Consider the following 17,988-nt stretch of genomic DNA (forward strand, 5'->3'; position numbering starts at 1 on the left):
GGCTGCACCGACCAACCAAACGAGGACGCAACCATGACCACCCCTGCCCATACCCCCACGCTGACCCTGCACGGCACCCATCTGTCCGGCCATGTGCACCGGGTCGAGTTGTTGCTGCACATGCTGGGCCTGCCCTACGAACTGGTCGCCGCGCCGCCCGAGGTGCGCGCCGGCGCCGCTTTCCGCGCCATGAACCCGCTGGGCCAGATCCCCGTGCTCCAGGACGGCGACCTGGCGCTGGCCGACAGCAACGCCATCCTCACCTACCTTGCGCGCCGCTATGCGCCCGATGGCGGCTGGCTGTCGGATGACCCGGTGGTAGCGGCCGAGATCACGCGCTGGCTGTCGGTGGCGGCGGGCGAACTGCGTTTCGGCCCGGCTGCCGCGCGCGCCAACGCGCTGTGGAACTTGGACGCCGACGTGCCGCGCGCCCACGCCATCGCGGCGCGCGTGCTGGCGTTCATGGAGCAGCACCTGGCCGCGCGCACCTTCCTGGCCGCCGGCCGGCCCACGCTGGCCGACGTGGCCTGTTACGCCTACGTGGCCCGCGCACCCGAAGGCGGGGTGGCGCTGGACGCCTATCCTGCCGTGCGGGCCTGGCTGCAGCGGGTCGAGGCGCTGCCCGGCTTCGTCCCCATGCCCGAAAGCACACCGCCGGTGCGCACATGAGCGCCGCCATGGACGGCCCCTTCCACCCCGGCGAGCTGCGCGCCCAGCAACTGGCCGGCAAAGGCAGCAGCGGCGGCGCCATCCGCAGCTACATGCCGGAGCAGCACCGCGAATTCTTTGCCATGCTGCCGTTCCTGCTGGTGGCCACGGTGGAGGACGATGGCTGGCCGCGCGCCACGGTGCTGAGCGGCGCGCCCGGCTTCGTGCACAGCCCGGACCCGGCGACGTTGCGGGTGGCTGCGCCGCTCGATGTGCCGGTGGGTAGCCGGATTGGCGTGCTGGGACTGGATTTCAGCACGCGCCGCCGCAACCGCGCCAATGGCGTCATCGCGCAAGTGGATGGCGCCGGGTTCACCATCGACGTTGGGGAATCGTTCGGCAACTGTCCGAAATATATCCGGCTGCGTGACGTGGTGCCGGCGGCGGAGACAGGTGCGGCGGCGGCCGAGGGTAGCTTTGAGGGCATCAGTGAGCAGGCGCGCGACATGCTGGCCGCCGCCGACACGCTGTTCGTGGCCACCACCGGCGGCCAGTACGGCGCCGACATCTCGCACCGGGGCGGCGCACCGGGCTTCGTGCAGATGGACGGCGACACGCTGACCGTGCCCGATTACGCTGGCAACCGCTACTTCAACACGCTGGGCAATATGCTGATCGATGACCGGGTGGCCCTGCTGGTGATCGATTACACCACAGGCGACGTGCTCCACCTGCAAGGACGGGCCGAGGTGCAATGGACGGGGGAGACCGCAGGCCTGCCTGGCGCCGAGCGGCTGTGGCGGTTGCAGGTCGAGCGCGGCACACTGCGGCGCGGCGCCGTGCCGCTGCGCTGGCGCCCGCGCCCGGAGGAGTGAGACGCCCGGAGGAGAAAGAAGTCCCTGGCCTGCGGGGCGGGCCGCCACGCCCGCCCGGTGGCCACAAATTTCCAATTGTCACAAATTGTCGCTTGTTGCAGTCGTCATTCCTTGCTACGATGCGTGCAAAGCGTTATTTGTCAGGGATTGCGCCGCCGCTCCCATGCGGCACGGCAGGCAAAATCGGACAAAATCCGGCGCCGGCCGCCCCATCCCCGCAGCCCCCCATTCGTTTGTACCGCAGGCATCCCGCGTGGCCTTCGCCGCCGCGCCGTGTCGCAAGGCGTCCCGCCCTTGCCCAGACTTCCGATGCGCGCTTCCCGCTGAAACAACATCGAGACCCGACCCTCCCGCCCTGGCATAGCGCGCCCGCCGGAGTGTCTTTTGTACCCGCACCTGGAATGACATCATGCTGACTCTGAAATCGGAACGCCCCGCGCCCAGCGTACTCAAACAGCTGGGAGAAATGACCGCCTGCCGCGAAATGCACCTGGTCGAGCAAAGCTTGCTGCGCACCTTGGGACCGGTGCTGGGCATCAAGCGCACCTCGCTGTACCGGGTGGACGAGCAGGGCATCGTCACGCGCGCGCTGCACCACACGCGCGACGCGGCCATCGTGGGCGGGGAGCTGCAGCGCACCAGCGACCAGATCGAGGAGTTGAGCAGCGCCATCGAGCTCGATCCGGCCGTCGCCAACCTGCTCGACACCTTGCGACTGCTCGACCGCAGCAGCACGCGCCAGCAGGGCGATGGCTACCTGATTGGCTACCCGCTGCACGGGGCCGACCACCTGTGCGGCTACTTCGTGTTCGAGCGTGACCATGAGGTGACGCCGACCGAGCACGCCGTCATCCACGGCGTGCTGGAAGTGTTCTCCAATTATTACGCGCTGCTCGACGCCAGCCAGCGCGACCGCCTCACGGGCCTGCTCAACCGCTATTCGCTGGAACTGAACCTGAACCGCATGTGGGACGTGCTGGCGCAGCGCCACAAGCATGGCGGCGAGCGCCCGCAGACCAACCGGCGCGGCGGCCGGGCCCAGAACTACTGGGTGGGCGTGCTCGATATCGACCACTTCAAGCAGGTCAACGACACCCACGGACACATCATCGGTGACGAGATCCTGCTGCTGACGGCGCGCCTGCTGGAAGGCGCGTTCCGCCGCTCGGACCTGCTGTACCGCTACGGCGGCGAGGAATTCATCGTGATCGTGGCCGCCAATGACGTGGCCACCGCCACCCAGATCTTCGAGCGGGCACGCCAGGCCGTGGCCCATTTCATCTTCCCGCAGGTGGGTCGGTTGTCCATCAGCGGTGGCTTCAGCATGGCCGATCCCACGGTGCTGCCGCAGACCATCATCAACCGCGCCGACCGCGCCCTGTATGAAGCCAAGGCCGATGGCCGCAACCGCATCTATTTCTACGATGAGCTGATCCGCACGGGCCGGCTGGCGGAAGTCCAGTCGGGCAGCATCGACCTGTTCTGACGGCGCCGCCCCGATTCCAGCTTCGGCGTCGGCTTCGGCCCCGGCCCCGGCCCGCGTTCAGTGGGCCAGGCGGCAGCGGTCGCGGCCTTCGTGCTTGGCCCGGTACAGGGCCTGGTCGGCCAGCCGCAGCAGGGCGGCGCTGTCGCCATCGGGCTCGGGCCGCAGCGCGGCCACACCCACGCTGATGGTGACGTGGCCGGCCACCGGACTGTCCGCATGGGCGATCGCCAGCGCCGCGATGGCCAGCCGCAGTTCCTCGGCGATGGCCAGCGCGCCCGCTTCGTCCGTGTCCGGCAGCAGGCAGGCGAATTCCTCGCCGCCGTAGCGGGCCACCAGGTCGTAGGGCCGCTTCAGGTGCTGCTTGAGCGCCAGCGCCACCCGCTTCAGGCATTCGTCGCCGGCCTGGTGGCCGTAGTGGTCGTTGTAGCGCTTGAAGACATCCACATCGATCATCAGCATGGCCAGCGGCTCGCCGCTGCGGCCGCAGCGCCGGAATTCGGCGCCCAGCGTATCGTCGAACAGGCGCCGGTTGGCCACGCCCGTCAGGCCGTCGGCGAACGCCATGGCCTGCAGCGCGTCCATGTGCAACTTGAACTGCAGGTGGGCCAGCACCCGGTTGCGCAGCGTGAGCGGGTTGACCGGCTTGGACACAAAGTCGGCCGCGCCCGCGCTCCAGCAGGCGTTCTCCTCCTCGGCCAGGGTGCCGGCCGTGACGAAGATGACGGGGATGGCCCGTGTGTCCTGGTCTTCCTTGAGGCGGCGGCACACGGCCAGGCCGTCCATGCCGGGCATCACCACGTCCAGCAGGATCAGGTCCGGCTTGTTGTTGCGGCAGAATTCGAGCGCCTGTTCACCGCTGGTGGCCGCGAACACCTCGAATTCCTCGGCCAATACGGCATGAAGCATGCGGATGTTGATCGGCTGGTCGTCCACCACCAGCACCCGGCCGCGCCGTTCAGGAGAGAGCTTGTGCATGATCAGGTTCCTGCCTTCCAGAGTGAGGGGTGGGGGACAGCCGGTCCAGGATGGACTGGCAGATGGCGGCCGCGCGCACCAGGTCGAAGCTTTCCATGGCCGCCTCCAGGCTGGCCGCTTCCGGTTCCAGGGCCGTCCGCTGCTCGTGCAGCAGGCGCTCGAACAGGGGCAGCGCGTCCAGGCTGGACGCTTCGAGCAGGCGGCGCAGCCGGTCCAGTTCCTGCGGCAAGGCGCCAGCGTCGGCGCGCACGCCATCGTCGGCCTCACCCGTGAACGCGGCCAGGTGCTGGGCCATGCCGGCCGCCAGTTCCGCGGCGGCCGAGGCGGCGCGCCGGGCTTCGGCGATCAGCCTGGCGTGCTCCATTTGCCAGTCCATGGGGCTGGCCTGGCTGCGCAGCAGCAGTTCCATCGACTGGGCCAGCGCCGCCAGCGCGTCCGCGCCGACGGTGGCGCCCAGGCCTTTGATGCTGTGGAGCTGGCGCGCCGCCGCGGCTTTGGCGGCGGGGCTGTCCAGCGTTTCCGGCACCTGGGCCGCCAGCGGGCCGCAGTCGGCGGCAAAGCGTTGCAGCGCGCGCTGGTAGACGGACGCGTTGCCGTTGAAGCGCGCCAGCGCGGCCGCACCATTGATGCCCAGCGCCGGCGGCACGTGCAGCGGCGCCAGCGCCGCCGGCGTGGCGTGGGGCGCACCGTCGCTGGCGGCGCGGCCCGTGTGGTGGGCGATCACGGCCAGCAGCCGGGGCAGGTCGAAGGGCTTGCCCACGTGGTCGTTCATGCCGGCCTGGAATGCCAGCTCGCGGTCTGACTGCATGGCGTTGGCCGTCATGGCGATGATGGGCAAGTCCGCCATGCCCGGCAGGGCGCGGATCAGGCGCGTGGCCTGGTAGCCGTCCATGCCGGGCATTTGCACGTCCATCAGCACGCAGTCGTAGCGCGGGCCCGCCGCCAGCGCATCGAGCGCGGCCTGGCCATGATCGGCCACGTCGACGGTGGCGCCGGCGTGGCGCAGCAACTCGCCCGCCACTTGCTGGTTGATGGGGGAGTCCTCGACCAGCAGCAGGCGCAGGCCGGTCAGCGGCGCGGCCGGCGTGGTGCCGGCCGGAGCGCCAGCGCCGGCGGCTGTCACTGGCGCCATGGCCGGTGTGCCTTGCGCCGGGGCCAGGCCGCGCTGCAGCGGCAGCACGAAGCTGAATGTGCTGCCGGCGCCGGGCGTGCTGTCCACCGTGAGCGTGCCGCCCATCATTTGGACCAGCCGCTGGCTGATGGCCAGGCCCAGCCCGGAACCGCCGTAGCGGCGCGCCGTGGATGCCTCGCCCTGCGAGAAGCCGTCGAAGATGTGCGCCAGCTGTTCGGGCGCGATGCCGATGCCCGTGTCGCGCACGGCGAAACGCAGCGCCAGCGCGGCCCGGTTGTCGTCGCCACCCTGGCTGCCCTGGCCGCCATGATCGTCCTCCGGCGCGGGCGCCGTCACGTCGGCCGGCACCACCGCGACCGAGATCGCCACTTCGCCCTCGTGGGTGAACTTGATGGCGTTGCCGCCCAGGTTGAGCAGCACCTGGCGCAGCCGTAGCGCGTCGCCCACCACCCAGGGCGGCAGATCGTCGGCCAGCTCATAGTGGAGTGCGATGGCGCGCGCACCCACGTTGGCGCTCAGGATGATGTCGACTTCGTGCAGCAGGTCGCGGATGCTGAAGGTGTGCGGGTCGAGCGTCAGCTTGCCGGCCTCCACGCGGGAAAAGTCGAGGACGTCGTTGAGGATGCCCAGCAGGGCCCGGCCTGCGCCTTCGCATTTGTCCGTGTAGTCGCGCTGGCGCGCGTCCAGCGTGGTTTGCTTGAGCAGGGCCAGCATGCCCAGCACGGCGTTCAGCGGCGAACGGATCTCGTGGCTCATGTTGGCCAGGAATTCCGATTTGGCCCGGCTGGCCGCGTCGGCCGCTGCCATCGCGGCCCGTAAGGTCTGCTCGGCCTCGTGCTCGGAAGTGATGTCGCGGTTGATGCCCAGCACGCGCACCACTTGGCCCAGGCGGTCCCGTTCCTGCGACGTGACGGCCTGCATATAGCGCAGCGTGCCGTCGCGGCAGACGATGCGGAACGTGGTCTGCTGGCGCGCCGTGCCACTGGCGGCGGCCCGCAGGCCGGCCAGCACGCGCGCCTTGTCGTCCGGATGCAGCCGATCCTGCCAGCCGGCGTAGGACGGGCCGCCGCGTTCCTGCTCCGGCACATCGTAGAAGTCGAACATGCGCTCGTTCCATTCCACCGTGTCGCTGGCCGGCTCCCAGGTCCAGATTCCCAGCTCTGCCACGCGCGAGGCGTTCAGCAACTGGTCGCGCGCGGCCACCAGCGTGCGCCGGTCCTGCTCGCGGGCGGAAATATCGGAGGCGATGCCCAGGAAACCGATGATGGCGCCGCTATCCTCGCGCAGCGCGCTGACCGACAACAGGGCGGGGAAGGTGCTGCCATCCTTACGCACGTAGGTGTAGGCGTACTCGTTGTCCATGCCCATCCTGGCCTTGGCCACGAACACTTCGAAGCCGGGCGCGATCTCGCGTCCCAGTTCCTGCGACAGGGCGACCGCGCGGGCCGCCACCTCGTCGCGGTCGTGCAGCCGCTCGGGGGTGTATTTCCCCAGCAGTTCGGCCGCCTGGTAGCCCAACATGCGCTCGGCGGCCGGGTTGAACAGGCGGATGATGCCGTCCGTGTCGGTGGCGATGATGGAGTACGAGGCATGGGCCAGGATGGCGCGTTGCAGGATGGTGACCGATTCAATCTGGCGCGTGCGTTCGCGTACCTGCTGTTCCAGCGACACGTTCAGTTCCCGGATGCGGGCCGTGGCGGCGACCCGGTATTCATCCAGCCGGCGGCGCTGGCGCCGCAGCGTGTAGCCGGCGCCGCCCACCAGCAGGCCGCCGCACAGCATGGCCGCCAGCAGCATGAGCTGGGCCATGTGGCCGGCCCAGATGGCGGGGGCGAGCGGGGCGGCCAGGGCCAGCGTGAGGTCGCGTTCCGGATGGCGCGGGTCGATGCTGACGCGGCGCGCAGCCACGAGCACGGGGCCATCCGGCCCGTCGTAGCGGGCCAGCGGCGGGCGCGCGCTGCCGTCCTGCAGGCGGAATTCGTCCTGCCAGCGCAGCGGGCGGCCCCGTTCAAAGCCGAACGCGTGGCCCGGCTGCGGGTGCAGCAGGAAGTCGCCCCGGCCATTGGTCAGGTAGGCGCTCAGGTCCGGAGGCAGGTTGGCGGCCGGCGGCGTCAGGATGGCGCGGGCGGCGTAGTCGATGACGATGACGACGAATGGCTGGTGTTGTTCGTCCAGGACAGGAGTTGCGGCCAGCAGCACGGGTGTGGCAGGCGTGGCGGTGCGGCCGCCGGCCCGTTCAAAGCCGATGTCGGACACATAGACCTGGCCCGGCGTCAGGCGCAGCGCCGCCTGCACGTGGGGTTCCTGCGCGGCCTGGCGCAACTGGCCGGCGTTGGCGGCGACGATGCTCGCGCCGATCCGGTTGACCCGCAACAGTTCGCGGCCCTGGCCGGCCACGTCGATCAAGCTCACTTGCAGGATGTCGGGATTGGTGCCGGCATAGGCTTTGAAGATGCTGGTCAGGCGCCGCTGCCACAGCCCGATGGGCGTGGCTTCCAACGTGTCGTAGCCGCTGTTGGCGTCAGCGCGTGCGATGCCGCGCAACGGCGGCAGGCTGGCCAGGAACAGGGCGTCCCGCTCCAGTGTGCCGATCTGCTGCGCCAGCAGGCTGGCGTTGGCGGCACTGCGGCCCAGCAGGCGGCTCTCCGCAGCCGCAATGGCGCGCTGCTCCTCGCGCTGGCCTACCCAGTAGGTGACCGCGCCCAGCGCGCCGGCCAGCAGCAGCGCCACGCCGGCCCGGCGCCAGGTGGCATACCGTTTGAGGTAGGGCGCGATCGCGCTGGTTTTGTCCCGCATTGTCTTTTTCTAAATGGGCCCGCATGGGTGCGCGCCTCCGGCCCACCGCCTGGGGGGATTTTTTATTGTACTGCCTCGTATTGGACAACTGGCGAAAAAAATGGCGGCGCTGTGACCGCGCGGGGGCTTTTGTCAGCCCAGCGCGACGCCCAGCCGTTCGGCCAGTTGCACCGCCTGTTCCGTCTCCAGGTCGTCGAACTGCTGGCGGATTTCGGCCAGCAGCGGGGCGTGCGCGCCGCCGGCCAGCAGGCCATCGAGCTGGTCGAGCAGGGCGGCGGCCGCGTAATCGCCGTCGCGCAGCAGCGGCACCAGTTGCCGGGTCAGCCGGGCCGCTGCCGCGTGCCGTGCCGGGTTGGCGGCCAGCGGCGCCGATGTGCCGTCCGGGGCGGCTGTCGGGTTGTCCGACGGCGGCAGGTTTGGCCGGTTCGGCAGGTTTGACGGGGTGGCCACGTCCGGCGGATTCGGTGTGAAGACGGCGCGCATGGCGGCCAGCGCCGCCTCCAGCTCCGTGGCGAAGCTGTGCGTCAGCGGGGTTAAGTGGGCCGGATCGCCAGCGCGTACCGCTTCTTCCAGCGCGGCGGCGGCTGCGCCCAGCCGGTAGGCGCCCAGCAGCGTGGCGGCGCCCTTGACGCGGTGCGCGGCCTGCCCCAGCGCGGCCAGTTCGCCGGCTGCCAGATGGGCGGTGACTTGTGGCGGCAAGTTGCCATAGGCGTGCGCGAAGGCGCGCGCGGCGCTCAGCAGCAGCGGGCGCTGCACGCCGTTGCGGGCGCTGGCGTCCTCCAGGTCCAGGACGGGCGGGCCGGCGTCCTTGTTCATGGCATGCCCCACTTCAGCCGTGGGCCGGGGCCGGTGTTGGCGCCAGGTTCGGGTCCGGCCGCCAGATGATGCGGTTGCGGCCTGCCTGCTTGGCCAGGTACAGGTGGCTGTCAACGGCGGCCAGCAGGTCCTGCGCGCTTTCCCCTTTGTGCAGGCGGAGGGTGGCGCCGCCGGCGCTGAGGGTGAGCAGCGGGCTGGCGGTGGAGGCGGCGTGGGCGATGGCCAGTTGCGCCACTTCCGCGCAGATCGCCTGCACCACTTGCAGGGCCTGGGCGCCGTCGGTGTCGGGCATCAGCAGCACCAGTTCCTCGCCGCCGTAGCGGGCCGCCAGGTCGGCCGGGCGGCGCATGTGGCCGGCCGCCGCGCGCGCCACGGCGCGCAGCGCGCGGTCGCCGGCGGGGTGGCCGTAATGGTCGTTGTACTGTTTGAAGCAGTCGATATCGAGCATGGCCAGCGACAGCGGCCGGCCGTTGCGCTGGGTGCGCAGCCATTCGTTGGCGTACACCTCATCGTAGCGGCGCCGGTTGGCCAGTTCCGTCAGGCCGTCCACGTGGGCCAGGTGTTCCAGCATGCGGCGCTGGCGCACCATCTGCAGGTGCAGCGCCACCCGCGCCAGCACCACGGTGGCGTTGAACGGCTTGGCGATGTAGTCGGCCACGCCCATTTTGAGGCCGTTGGCCTCGTCCTCGGGGCGGTCCAGGCCGGAAATGAAGATGACGGCGATATCGGCCATCTGCGGGTCGGCCCGCAGGCGGCGCAGCACTTCGTAGCCGTCCATGTCGGGCATCATTACGTCCAGCAGGATCAGGTCCGGCGCGTGGCGCGTGGCCCGCTCCAGGGCCTGGGCGCCATTCTTGGCCAACAGTACCGTGTAGTCCGGTTTGAGCAGTTCGGCCAGCACCTGGCGGTTGATGGCGTCGTCGTCGGCGACCAGTACTTTTTGCATTCCAGGCAAATTCATGCGCTTACTTCCAGATTCAGATTCAGGGCGCGCGCCAATTCGGCCAGCGGTGCCAATGCCACATCATATTCGATCTCGTCCACGGCATGCTGGATCACCGCCAAAAGTGCGCCATGGCGGGCCGCGCCGGGCAGGGCTTGCAGCGCGTGCAAGGCATCCTCGGCGCGCGCGTCGTCGTCGCGCAGGTAGGCTTCGAGCTGGCGGATCAGGGCGGCGGCGCCGGGCATGTCGGGCGCCGCGGCGGGCGGCGCGCTGCTGGCGGCCGGACTGGCCGGGGCTGCGGCCGGAGCGGGCGACGGTGCTTCGATGGCGGCCAGGCCGGCCAGCACCGTGGCCAGCGTGTCGGCCAGTTCCGGCGCCAGCGCCGCGCAGCGCTCATGCTGGCCCGAGCGCAACGCCTGTTCGACAGCGTTGGCCTGGGCCGACAGTTCGGCCGCACCCAGGTAGGCCGCGCTCGACTTGAGGTTGTGGGCCAGGCTTTGCAGGGCCGCGTGGTGGCCGGCCCGCAGCGCCTCGCGCACCACTTGCGGCCCGCCCTGGTATTCCTGCACGAAGCTGGCGATGCGTTTGTGCAGCCGGGCGCGCTGCTGGCCCACGCTGTCGAGCGCCTGTTGCCAGATGATGCCGGGCACGGGCGGCAGCGGCGCGGCCGCGTGCGGGGCGTCGTCGCCGGCGGCCAGGCCGGGCATGGCGGCCGGCTGGCGCCCGGCCAGCCGGGCCGGGTCTATCCACTTGTGCAGGGCGCGGAACAGCAATTCCGGGTTGATCGGCTTGGTCACGTGGTCGTTCATGCCGGCCGCCAGGCTCTTTTCGCGGTCGCCCGCCATGGCGTGCGCCGTCATGGCGATGATGGGCAGCTCGCGCAGGCCGGGCAGGGCGCGGATCTGGATGGTGGCCGTCAGGCCGTCCACTTCCTGCATCTGGATATCCATCAGCACCACGTCGTAGTCGCGCTCCTGCACCATGCGCACGGCCTCGCCGCCGTGGATGGCCACGTCCACCTCGACCCGCGCCATGGCCAGGAAGTCCTGCGCCACTTCGCGGTTGTTGGCGTTGTCGTCCACCAGCAGGATGCGGGCGCCGGCCAGGCGTGCCAGGTCCGGCGCGCGCATGGACAGGCCGTCCCCGTTGGCGGGGGCGCCGGCCAAGTCGGGGCGCAGCACCTGCAGCAGGCTGTGATAGAGCAGGGCCGGGCCGACCGGCTTGGTGAGGAAGCCATGCAGCTGGAACTGGCCTTCCTGCTGCTGCACCGTTTCGCGGGTGCAGGCGCTGACCATCAGGATGGCCGGCGGCGCGGCCAGGCGCGGGTCGGCGTGGATGCGGCGGATGGTCTCGACGCCGTCCCAGCCGGGCATCATGTAGTCCATCAGCACCACCTGGTAGGGCACACCCTCGTCGGCCGCGCGCGCCAGCAGGTACAGCGATTCCTCGCCGGAGCTGGCGCCATGGGCCGTGACGCCGAACGAGGACAGCATCTCGACCAGCGCGTCGCGCGCCGTGGCGCTGTCGTCGACCACCATCACGCGCACCTGGCGCAGCGCTTCGGCCGGCGCCACCACGGGAGCGCTGGCCGGATCGGCCACGTCCAGCGTGACGGTGAAGGTGAAGCGGCTGCCCACGCCGGGTGTGCTGTTGACGCGGATGCTGCCGCCCATCAGCTCCACCAGTTGCTTGGAGATGGACAGGCCCAGGCCCGTGCCGCCGTAGCGGCGCGTGATGGACCCGTCGGCCTGGCTGAACGACTGGAACAGGCGCACCAGCTGTTCCTCGTTCATGCCGATGCCGGTGTCGCTGACGCTGAAGCGCAGCGTCACCTGATCGCCCTTGCGTTCGGCCACGTCCACCGCCACCACGATCTCGCCGCGGTCGGTGAACTTGACGGCGTTGTTGGTCAGGTTGATCAGGATCTGGCCCACCCGCAGCGGGTCGCCCACCAGGCGGGCCGGCACGCCGCGCTCGACCCGGAACACCAGTTCCACGCGCTTGTCGTCGGTCTTGATGGCCGTCAGGCTGGCCAGGTGCTCCAGCAGGTCGTCCAGCGCGAACGGCACGGATTCGAGCGCCAGCTTGCCGGCCTCGATCTTGGAGAAGTCCAGGATGTCGTTGATGATGCCCAGCAGGTGCTGGCCGGCGCCTTCGATCTTGCTCACGTAATTGCGCAACCGGGGGCTCGGTTCGGCCATCATGGCCAGCTGGCTCATGCCGATGATGGCGTTGAGCGGGGTGCGGATCTCGTGGCTCATGTTGGCCAGGAAGTCGGACTTCATGCGGGTGGCCGCTTCGGCGCGCAGCATGGCGCTTTGCATGGCCTTGGTGCGCAGGCCGAGGATGCGCATGAACACCAGCATGTCGAACATGTTGCCGAACTGGAGCGCGTGCATGGTCCAGAAGTTGGCGGCCACGGCGCCGTTGATGACGCGCGATAGCAGCACCGAGGACATGAAGCTGACGGCCCAGCCGATCAGGAAGTAGATGCCGACGGCGTCGCCGCGGCGCGCGCGCATGAAGGCGCCGGGCAGGCCGAGCAGCATGGGCATCAGGCCCAGCGTGCTGACGATGGCCACCAGCGTCTGCACGCCGATGATGTCGGTGGCGTAGGCGGCGGCGCTGATCAGGGCCAGCACGGCGCCGGTGTGCATCAGGCGGCTGAACACGCGGTCCATGCCGGGGCGGGCCAGCGCCTGCTCCACGAACAGGTAGGCGCCGCAGGACGCCATCAGCGCGAACAGGCCGCCGGCGTGCATGGTCATCCATGGTTCGCTGCCCCACAGGTATTGTGTGCCCAGGCCGAAGAACTCGACCGAGAACATGGTGGTGCCGGCCGTGAGCAGCGCGTATTTGCCGAACAACGGTTCGCGCAGGTTGATCCACTGGGCCAGGCTGTAGAGCAGCAGGCACAGGCTCAGGCCGATCAGCAGGCCTTGCAGCATCTGCTCATTGAGGGCGGCGGCGTGGAAGGTGGCCGGCGTGGACAGGCGGATCGGCAGGATCATCGAGCCTGTGTTCTGCACCCGCAGCCACAGTTCCTGGCCAGTGCCCGGCGCCAGCTTGAGGGCCACGGCGGGCGCCCGTCCGCGGCCGCCGGGCACGGAGCGGGGCAGCAGGTTGCCCATGGCCGCGTGGCGCACGATGGCGCCGTTGGCGCTCACGTACAGGTCGACCCGGTTCAGGGCCGCGTAGTCGATATTGAGTATCCAGTCGCCCTCGCCGCCGGGCGCCACGGCGACGGGAATGCGCAGCCACAGCACATCGCGGTGCACACCCAGGGTGGCGTAGGCGGAATCGGGGCGGGCGAAGCGGCTGGCGGCGGCGACGGCGCCATGCACATCGAGCTTGCCGCCGGGGTCGGACAGGACGGTCAGGGCGGGCCAGGCGTCGACCTGGCCCACCGCGTCGTCCAGCAAGAGGGGGGCGGCCCGGCTGGCGCCGGGCAGCAGTAACAGCAAGGACAGCAGAACGGACAGCAATGCGGATGGCAACGCCGGCAATGGTGGCCAGCCGGCCAGCCGGGCGCGCAAGGCCCGGGCCGCGCGCGACGCGCGGAAAGCGAACGACGGCGCCCCGGTCATGGCTGCGGCCCGGTCGGGATCAGGTGCTTGCGACGGCCCGTCAGGCGGGTTTCGAGCGCGTTGACCCAGCGCGGCGCCTGGCGGTCCTGGTCCCAGCCGGACGTGACGGCGCCGACCTGGTTGAGCAGGGCGTCGGGCAGTTTCAGGGGGCGGGTCTGGTCCATCAGTAGCTTGACGGTGAACTGGTAGCCGACCACGCGCGTGACCAGGCGCGAGAGCGAGAACTGGGGCCAGAACAGGCGCGCTGTGGCATCGATCAGGCGGATGGTGCCCATCGAAATGGCGAACAGGGCGCGCGACAGCAGCGAGACGCGGCCCGTCAGTCCCAGGTCCTGCGAGGCGGCCGGCCCGCACAGGTGGCGCGTGAGCAGCACGGGGAAGGGCTTGAGTATGCGCAGCGGCAGTTCCTTTTCCATGGTCTGCATCAGGGCCGCGCCCAGCGCGGGACGGGAATCGGGTAGGAAAGGGTGCACCCGGCCGCTCGCCTGCATGCGGTTGAACAACGCTTCGGCCTGTTCCATGGTGTCGGCCATCATGGTGCGCTCGATGCCCAGCACGTGGCCCACCACGTTCCAGGTATGCAGGTAGGCGTGTTCGTCTTCCGCCGGCAAACCCAGGCCCAGCTTGCGCAGCGCGCGCAGGAACACATAGCTGAAGGTGAGCAGGGTGTAGGCCAGTTCCTCCTGGTTGCAGGGCAGGCCATCGCGTTCCACATTCCAGCCGTGGGCGTACAAGGTGCCCTGCATGCTGCGCGGTTGGCCGGCCAGCATGGGCAGCGGCGGCACCTGGGCCGGCGCCTCGGGACGCGCCGCGTCGGATGGATTGCCGCGCAAGATCAGGTGGCGGATGGTGGCGTGGATCAGCCGCACCTTGAGCGTTTGCGCCACGCCGCCACCGCTGGCGTCGGTCAGGCCGCCGTGCATCATGACGGGGAACAGCATGGCCGCCGTGGAGCGGATGCGGTAGTCGGTGTGCTGTTCCAGCTGGCCGGCCGCGTGCAACACACCGGCCAGGTCGGGGATCACATAGCATTCGGGCAGGCTGGCGCAGAACAGCAGGGTGCACGAGAGCATGCTCATGTCCATGAACAGCGCTTCGGCGCGGGCGATCTTGGCCGGTTCGGCCCAGTCGGGCAGGCGCAGGCCGGCCTGGATGTAGTCTTCCAGCGCGGCGGCGATGGCGGGCGGTACATGCTCGCTGGCGCGCCAGCCGGGCAGGGCGCCGTTGGCCTGCCATTGCGTGAGCTGGTCGTTGACGGTGGCGATGGCTTGCCATTGGGCCGCGTTGTCGCCGTGCTTGTCCCATGGGCCCAGGATGCGGGCGATGGTATCGTCGGCCAGCGGATCGGCGCGCAGGGTGCTGGAGCGGGTGATGGTGTCGCGCATTATGCCCTCACCGATTGCGGGGTTGCGTCATTGGCCGGCGCGCTCTCCCGGGCCGGCTGCTGCCAGCGTTCGAAGCCGCACAGCGCCACCAGCAGCGGGATGCCCATCGCGAACAGGGCGATGGTGCGGGTTTCCACCGGCGTGCCTTCGGCTGCCTGGAACGCCATGCTGCCGCCGTAGACCAGCAGCGGGACCATGGCGTGGCCGCGCGCCACGGGCAGCGCTGCCACGGGCGCGCGCTTGCGCAGCGTAAGGCGGAACAGGAACACGATGGTGAACGACACCAGCATCCAGCCCACGAAGCCTTGCAGGGTTTCACCGAACCACCAGCCGTCGGTCTTGGTCATGATCCAGGCCTTGAGGCCGTACACCATGTAGGGATCGGCGCCCAGGTCGTAGGCGGTGACGATCATGGCCGCCAGCAGCGACATGACGAGCGTCTGGCGCAAGGCGGGCTTGCCGTCGGTGGGCGACTGCCACACGATCAGGTTGCCGATCACGTAGGCCACGTAGCACAGCGCGAACCACATCAGCGGGATGATGACGGGCACGTCGCCCAGCCGCGGGCCCAGCACGTCCGTGTAGGTGTAGCTGCCGAAGAACCAGCCGTAGCTGGAGCCCAGTTGTTCCGCGATCCAGCCCAGCACCACGCCGATGACGACGAAGTTGCGGGCGGCGCGCGCGCCCAGCAGGTGGATGGCGCTGCTCCAGCAGCAGGCGAACATGACGAGCGAACTGACGATCAACAGCTTGGTGGTGTCGCCGTAGCCGCGTGACAGCGTCACGGCCAGGAACACGATCAGCAGGACGTTGGTGAAGCGGGGCAGGTGGTGCAGGGCAGACTTCATGAGCGGTTTTTTCGGATCATAGAGTTGACGGGCGCCGCGCGAACGCGGCGGACTGACTGCGGGCTTGCAATGACGACTTCAATAACGAACTTCAGTAACGCGTCTCAGTAACGATAGTCGAACCGCACGGCGATGGTGCGTGGGTCGCTGGGCACCACCATGCCGAAGCTGTCGATGGCGATCGGTTGCACCTTGTTCTCCAGGTTCCTGACTTGCGCCTGCACGCTCCATGGCGCGCCGCTGGGCTGGTAGCGCACGGTGGCGTCGCTGGCGGTGCGGGCCGGGATGGTGTAGCGCAGCTGCTGGGTCGGCACGCCGATGATGTAGGCCGCGCTGCGGCGCGCCACAATGCCGGCCCGCAGCTGGCCGGAAGCCAGCAGGAACCGGTGTTCATAGCCGGCCGTGACGGTGTTCGACGGCGCCCGATCAAGCTTGGTGCCGGCCCACGAGTGCACGCCGTCCGGCGTGTAGGACACGTAATGGGCGTCGAGCAGGGTCAGGCCGTAGCTGATGCGGTCGTCGATGGTTGGATTGATCTGGCCATCGGCCTCCAGGCCCTTGACGCTGGCCACGCCGGCGTTGGTGGTGACGTACTGCGGCGCGCCGCGTACGATGGCCACGCCCGACAACTGCAGGTTGCGGTAGTCGTAGTCGAACACGGCCAGGTTCAGGCTGGCGCGCTTGTCCCAGAAACGGGTCTTGAGGCCGGCCTCGCGCGAGGTCAGCGTCTCGGGCTGGTAGTACAGCGTGCTGGCGGGGACGGCCAGGGCGGCCGGGCACGGAATGCCCAGCGCGCTGCTGCCAGCCAGGCAACCGTCGTTGAAACCGCCCGCCTTGTAGCCGGTCGATAGCGTGGCGTAGGCGAAGGTGGTGGGCGTAACGTCATAGTCCAGGCCCAGGCGCCAGGTGTTTTTGTGCGTGTCGAGATCGGCCGCGTTGAGCAGCTTGAAGTCGGTGGCCGGGTTGAACACCGGGCCTTGCTGGAAGTTGGTCGAACCCACGCGCGACTTGTCGTCGCTGGTGTAGCGCACGCCGGCCGTGGCGCGCAGGCGGTCCGTCAGGCGCCACGTGGCCTGGCCGAACACGGCCTTGCTGCGGGCGATGGTGGGGCCAGTGGGGAATACATAGTACGGCGGCAGGCCAAGCAGGGCCAGGTCGCGGAAGGTATACAGCGTGTTCGTCTCTTCGCGGAAGTAGTACAGGCCGGCCTGCGCGCTGAGCGGGCCATTGCCGTTGGTGGCCACGCGCAGCTCGTGCGAATCCTGGGTGTTGACGCCATCGAAATTCTGGTGCACGCCGATGGCGAAGGTCGGCTTGACGCGGTAGTAGTAGTTGAACAGCACGTGGTTGTCGAAGCGGCGGTGGGCGCCCAGCCAGGTCACGGTGGCCGGACCCAGGTCCCACGCCAGTTCGGCCGACAGGCCGGTGGTGGTCTTGTGGTCGTAGCCCTGCTCGGGACGGGTGTTGGGCGGCACGAAGCCGTTGGTCAAGCGCTGGTCGGTGCTGGCGTCGTACCAGGTGGGCTGGCCGCTGGCCACGCCGTGGTAGAAATTGGTGTCCGGGACGATGCGGTCGCTGTTGTCGCGCACCGAGCTATGGTCGGCGCGCAGCAGCAGCGAGGCGGCGGGGCTCAGCGTGAGCTTGGCCGACAGGCGGCCCGACACGTCGTCGCGGTCCAGGCCCAGCGTGTAGGGCGTGCCCTGGCCGTTGATCAGGTAGCTGTCGTGGCGGTTTGCGGCCACGGCCGCGCGCAGCGCCAGCGCGTCGTTGACGGGCACGTTGAGCATGGCGTTGACCTTGCGGCTGGCGTAGTCGCCCAGCTCCACGCCGACGGCGCCTTCCAGCTGGCGGCTGGGGGCGTTGGTGATCACGTTGATGGCGCCGGCCGTCGTGTTGCGGCCGTACAGCGTGCCTTGCGGACCACGCAGCACTTCGATGCGGTCCACGTCGTAGAAACTCAGGTTCTGCTGGGTGGGGCGGGCCAGGTAGACGCCATCGACCATGAAGGCGGCCGAGGGGTCGCCTTTTTCCGTCGTGTCGGCGTTGGTCACGCCGCGGATGGTGATTTTCAGGGCGGCGGCGGCGCCGTCCAGGTGCACATTGGGCAGGCGGGCGGCCAGCGCCGAGGGCTGGTCCAGGCCGGCCTGGCGCAGTTGCTCGCCCGTCAGCACGGACATGGCCACCGGCGTGCGCGATTCGAGCGATGCGGTGCGTTGGGCGGTGACGACGACTTCCTGCACCTGGCCGTCGGTGTTGTCGGGCGTGGGCGGCACGGATTGCGCGTGCGCCATGCCCTGCAAGGCGGCCGACACGGATGCGGCCAGCAGCGCCGGCTGCCAGCGCGCTTTGTTGTTGATCATAGAACCATTCCCCAGTCTGGTCGTGCTACCGCCACCCCCGGCCCGGCCACGGAATGTTAGTCTCACTACACATATAATTATTTGATAATGATGTTGCCTGATACTGCAAGGTTTATGAGTCTAACAGGTCATGATGC

The 17,988-nt window shown here is 69.4% G+C and carries 11 protein-coding genes; 3 read left to right on the top strand and 8 right to left on the bottom strand.

The window, feature by feature from the left end; genetic code table 11:
• The first annotated feature begins 33 nt into the window (after positions 1-33).
• The 3 genes from H3H37_RS11175 (at position 34) to H3H37_RS11185 (ending at position 3,009) form a co-directional block, all read left to right on the top strand.
• Positions 34-669 (top strand): glutathione S-transferase family protein, encoded by a 636-nt coding sequence (locus tag H3H37_RS11175; RefSeq protein WP_182162385.1) that lies wholly within the window; start codon positions 34-36, stop codon positions 667-669.
• Positions 666-1,523, top strand: a complete 858-nt coding sequence (locus tag H3H37_RS11180) for a pyridoxamine 5'-phosphate oxidase family protein (protein WP_220456404.1) — start codon at positions 666-668, stop codon at positions 1,521-1,523. Before H3H37_RS11175 ends, H3H37_RS11180 begins: the two co-directional genes overlap by 4 nt.
• Positions 1,524-1,932: 409 nt before the next feature.
• A complete protein-coding gene (locus H3H37_RS11185; RefSeq protein ID WP_220456405.1) occupies positions 1,933-3,009 on the top strand; it encodes a GGDEF domain-containing protein in 1,077 nt (358 codons plus the stop codon).
• Between the two features lie 57 nt (positions 3,010-3,066).
• Here H3H37_RS11185 and H3H37_RS11190 read toward each other — a convergent pair whose 3' ends face one another.
• The 8 genes from H3H37_RS11190 to H3H37_RS11225 all read right to left on the bottom strand — a co-directional run bounded on the left by H3H37_RS11190 (position 3,067) and on the right by H3H37_RS11225 (position 17,851).
• Positions 3,067-3,984 carry a diguanylate cyclase gene (locus H3H37_RS11190; RefSeq protein WP_182162387.1) on the bottom strand — a complete coding sequence of 306 codons (918 nt, stop codon included), beginning with the start codon at positions 3,982-3,984 and terminating at the stop codon, positions 3,067-3,069.
• On the bottom strand, positions 3,965-7,912 hold the full coding sequence (locus H3H37_RS11195) for a PAS domain S-box protein (RefSeq protein WP_182162389.1): 3,948 nt from the start codon (positions 7,910-7,912) through the stop codon (positions 3,965-3,967). Before H3H37_RS11195 ends, H3H37_RS11190 begins: the two co-directional genes overlap by 20 nt.
• Positions 7,913-8,044: 132 nt before the next feature.
• Positions 8,045-8,728, bottom strand: coding sequence for an Hpt domain-containing protein (locus tag H3H37_RS11200; protein WP_182162391.1), 684 nt, complete (start codon positions 8,726-8,728; stop codon positions 8,045-8,047).
• Between the two features lie 13 nt (positions 8,729-8,741).
• A complete protein-coding gene (locus H3H37_RS11205; RefSeq protein ID WP_182162393.1) occupies positions 8,742-9,689 on the bottom strand; it encodes a diguanylate cyclase domain-containing protein in 948 nt (315 codons plus the stop codon).
• Positions 9,686-13,258 carry a hybrid sensor histidine kinase/response regulator family protein gene (locus H3H37_RS11210; RefSeq protein WP_182162395.1) on the bottom strand — a complete coding sequence of 1,191 codons (3,573 nt, stop codon included), beginning with the start codon at positions 13,256-13,258 and terminating at the stop codon, positions 9,686-9,688. Before H3H37_RS11210 ends, H3H37_RS11205 begins: the two co-directional genes overlap by 4 nt.
• Complete coding sequence (locus H3H37_RS11215; RefSeq protein WP_182162397.1) at positions 13,255-14,643, bottom strand: oxygenase MpaB family protein; 1,389 nt, start codon at positions 14,641-14,643, stop codon at positions 13,255-13,257. Before H3H37_RS11215 ends, H3H37_RS11210 begins: the two co-directional genes overlap by 4 nt.
• Positions 14,643-15,491 carry a carotenoid biosynthesis protein gene (locus H3H37_RS11220; protein ID WP_182162399.1) on the bottom strand — a complete coding sequence of 283 codons (849 nt, stop codon included), beginning with the start codon at positions 15,489-15,491 and terminating at the stop codon, positions 14,643-14,645. The genes H3H37_RS11215 and H3H37_RS11220 overlap by 1 nt, the downstream gene beginning before the upstream one ends.
• A gap of 104 nt (positions 15,492-15,595) precedes the next feature.
• On the bottom strand, positions 15,596-17,851 hold the full coding sequence (locus H3H37_RS11225) for a TonB-dependent receptor (RefSeq protein ID WP_182162401.1): 2,256 nt from the start codon (positions 17,849-17,851) through the stop codon (positions 15,596-15,598).
• Between the last annotated feature and the right edge of the window lie 137 nt (positions 17,852-17,988).

This window comes from Rugamonas brunnea (genome assembly GCF_014042345.1).
Classification (GTDB): domain Bacteria; phylum Pseudomonadota; class Gammaproteobacteria; order Burkholderiales; family Burkholderiaceae_D; genus Rugamonas; species Rugamonas brunnea.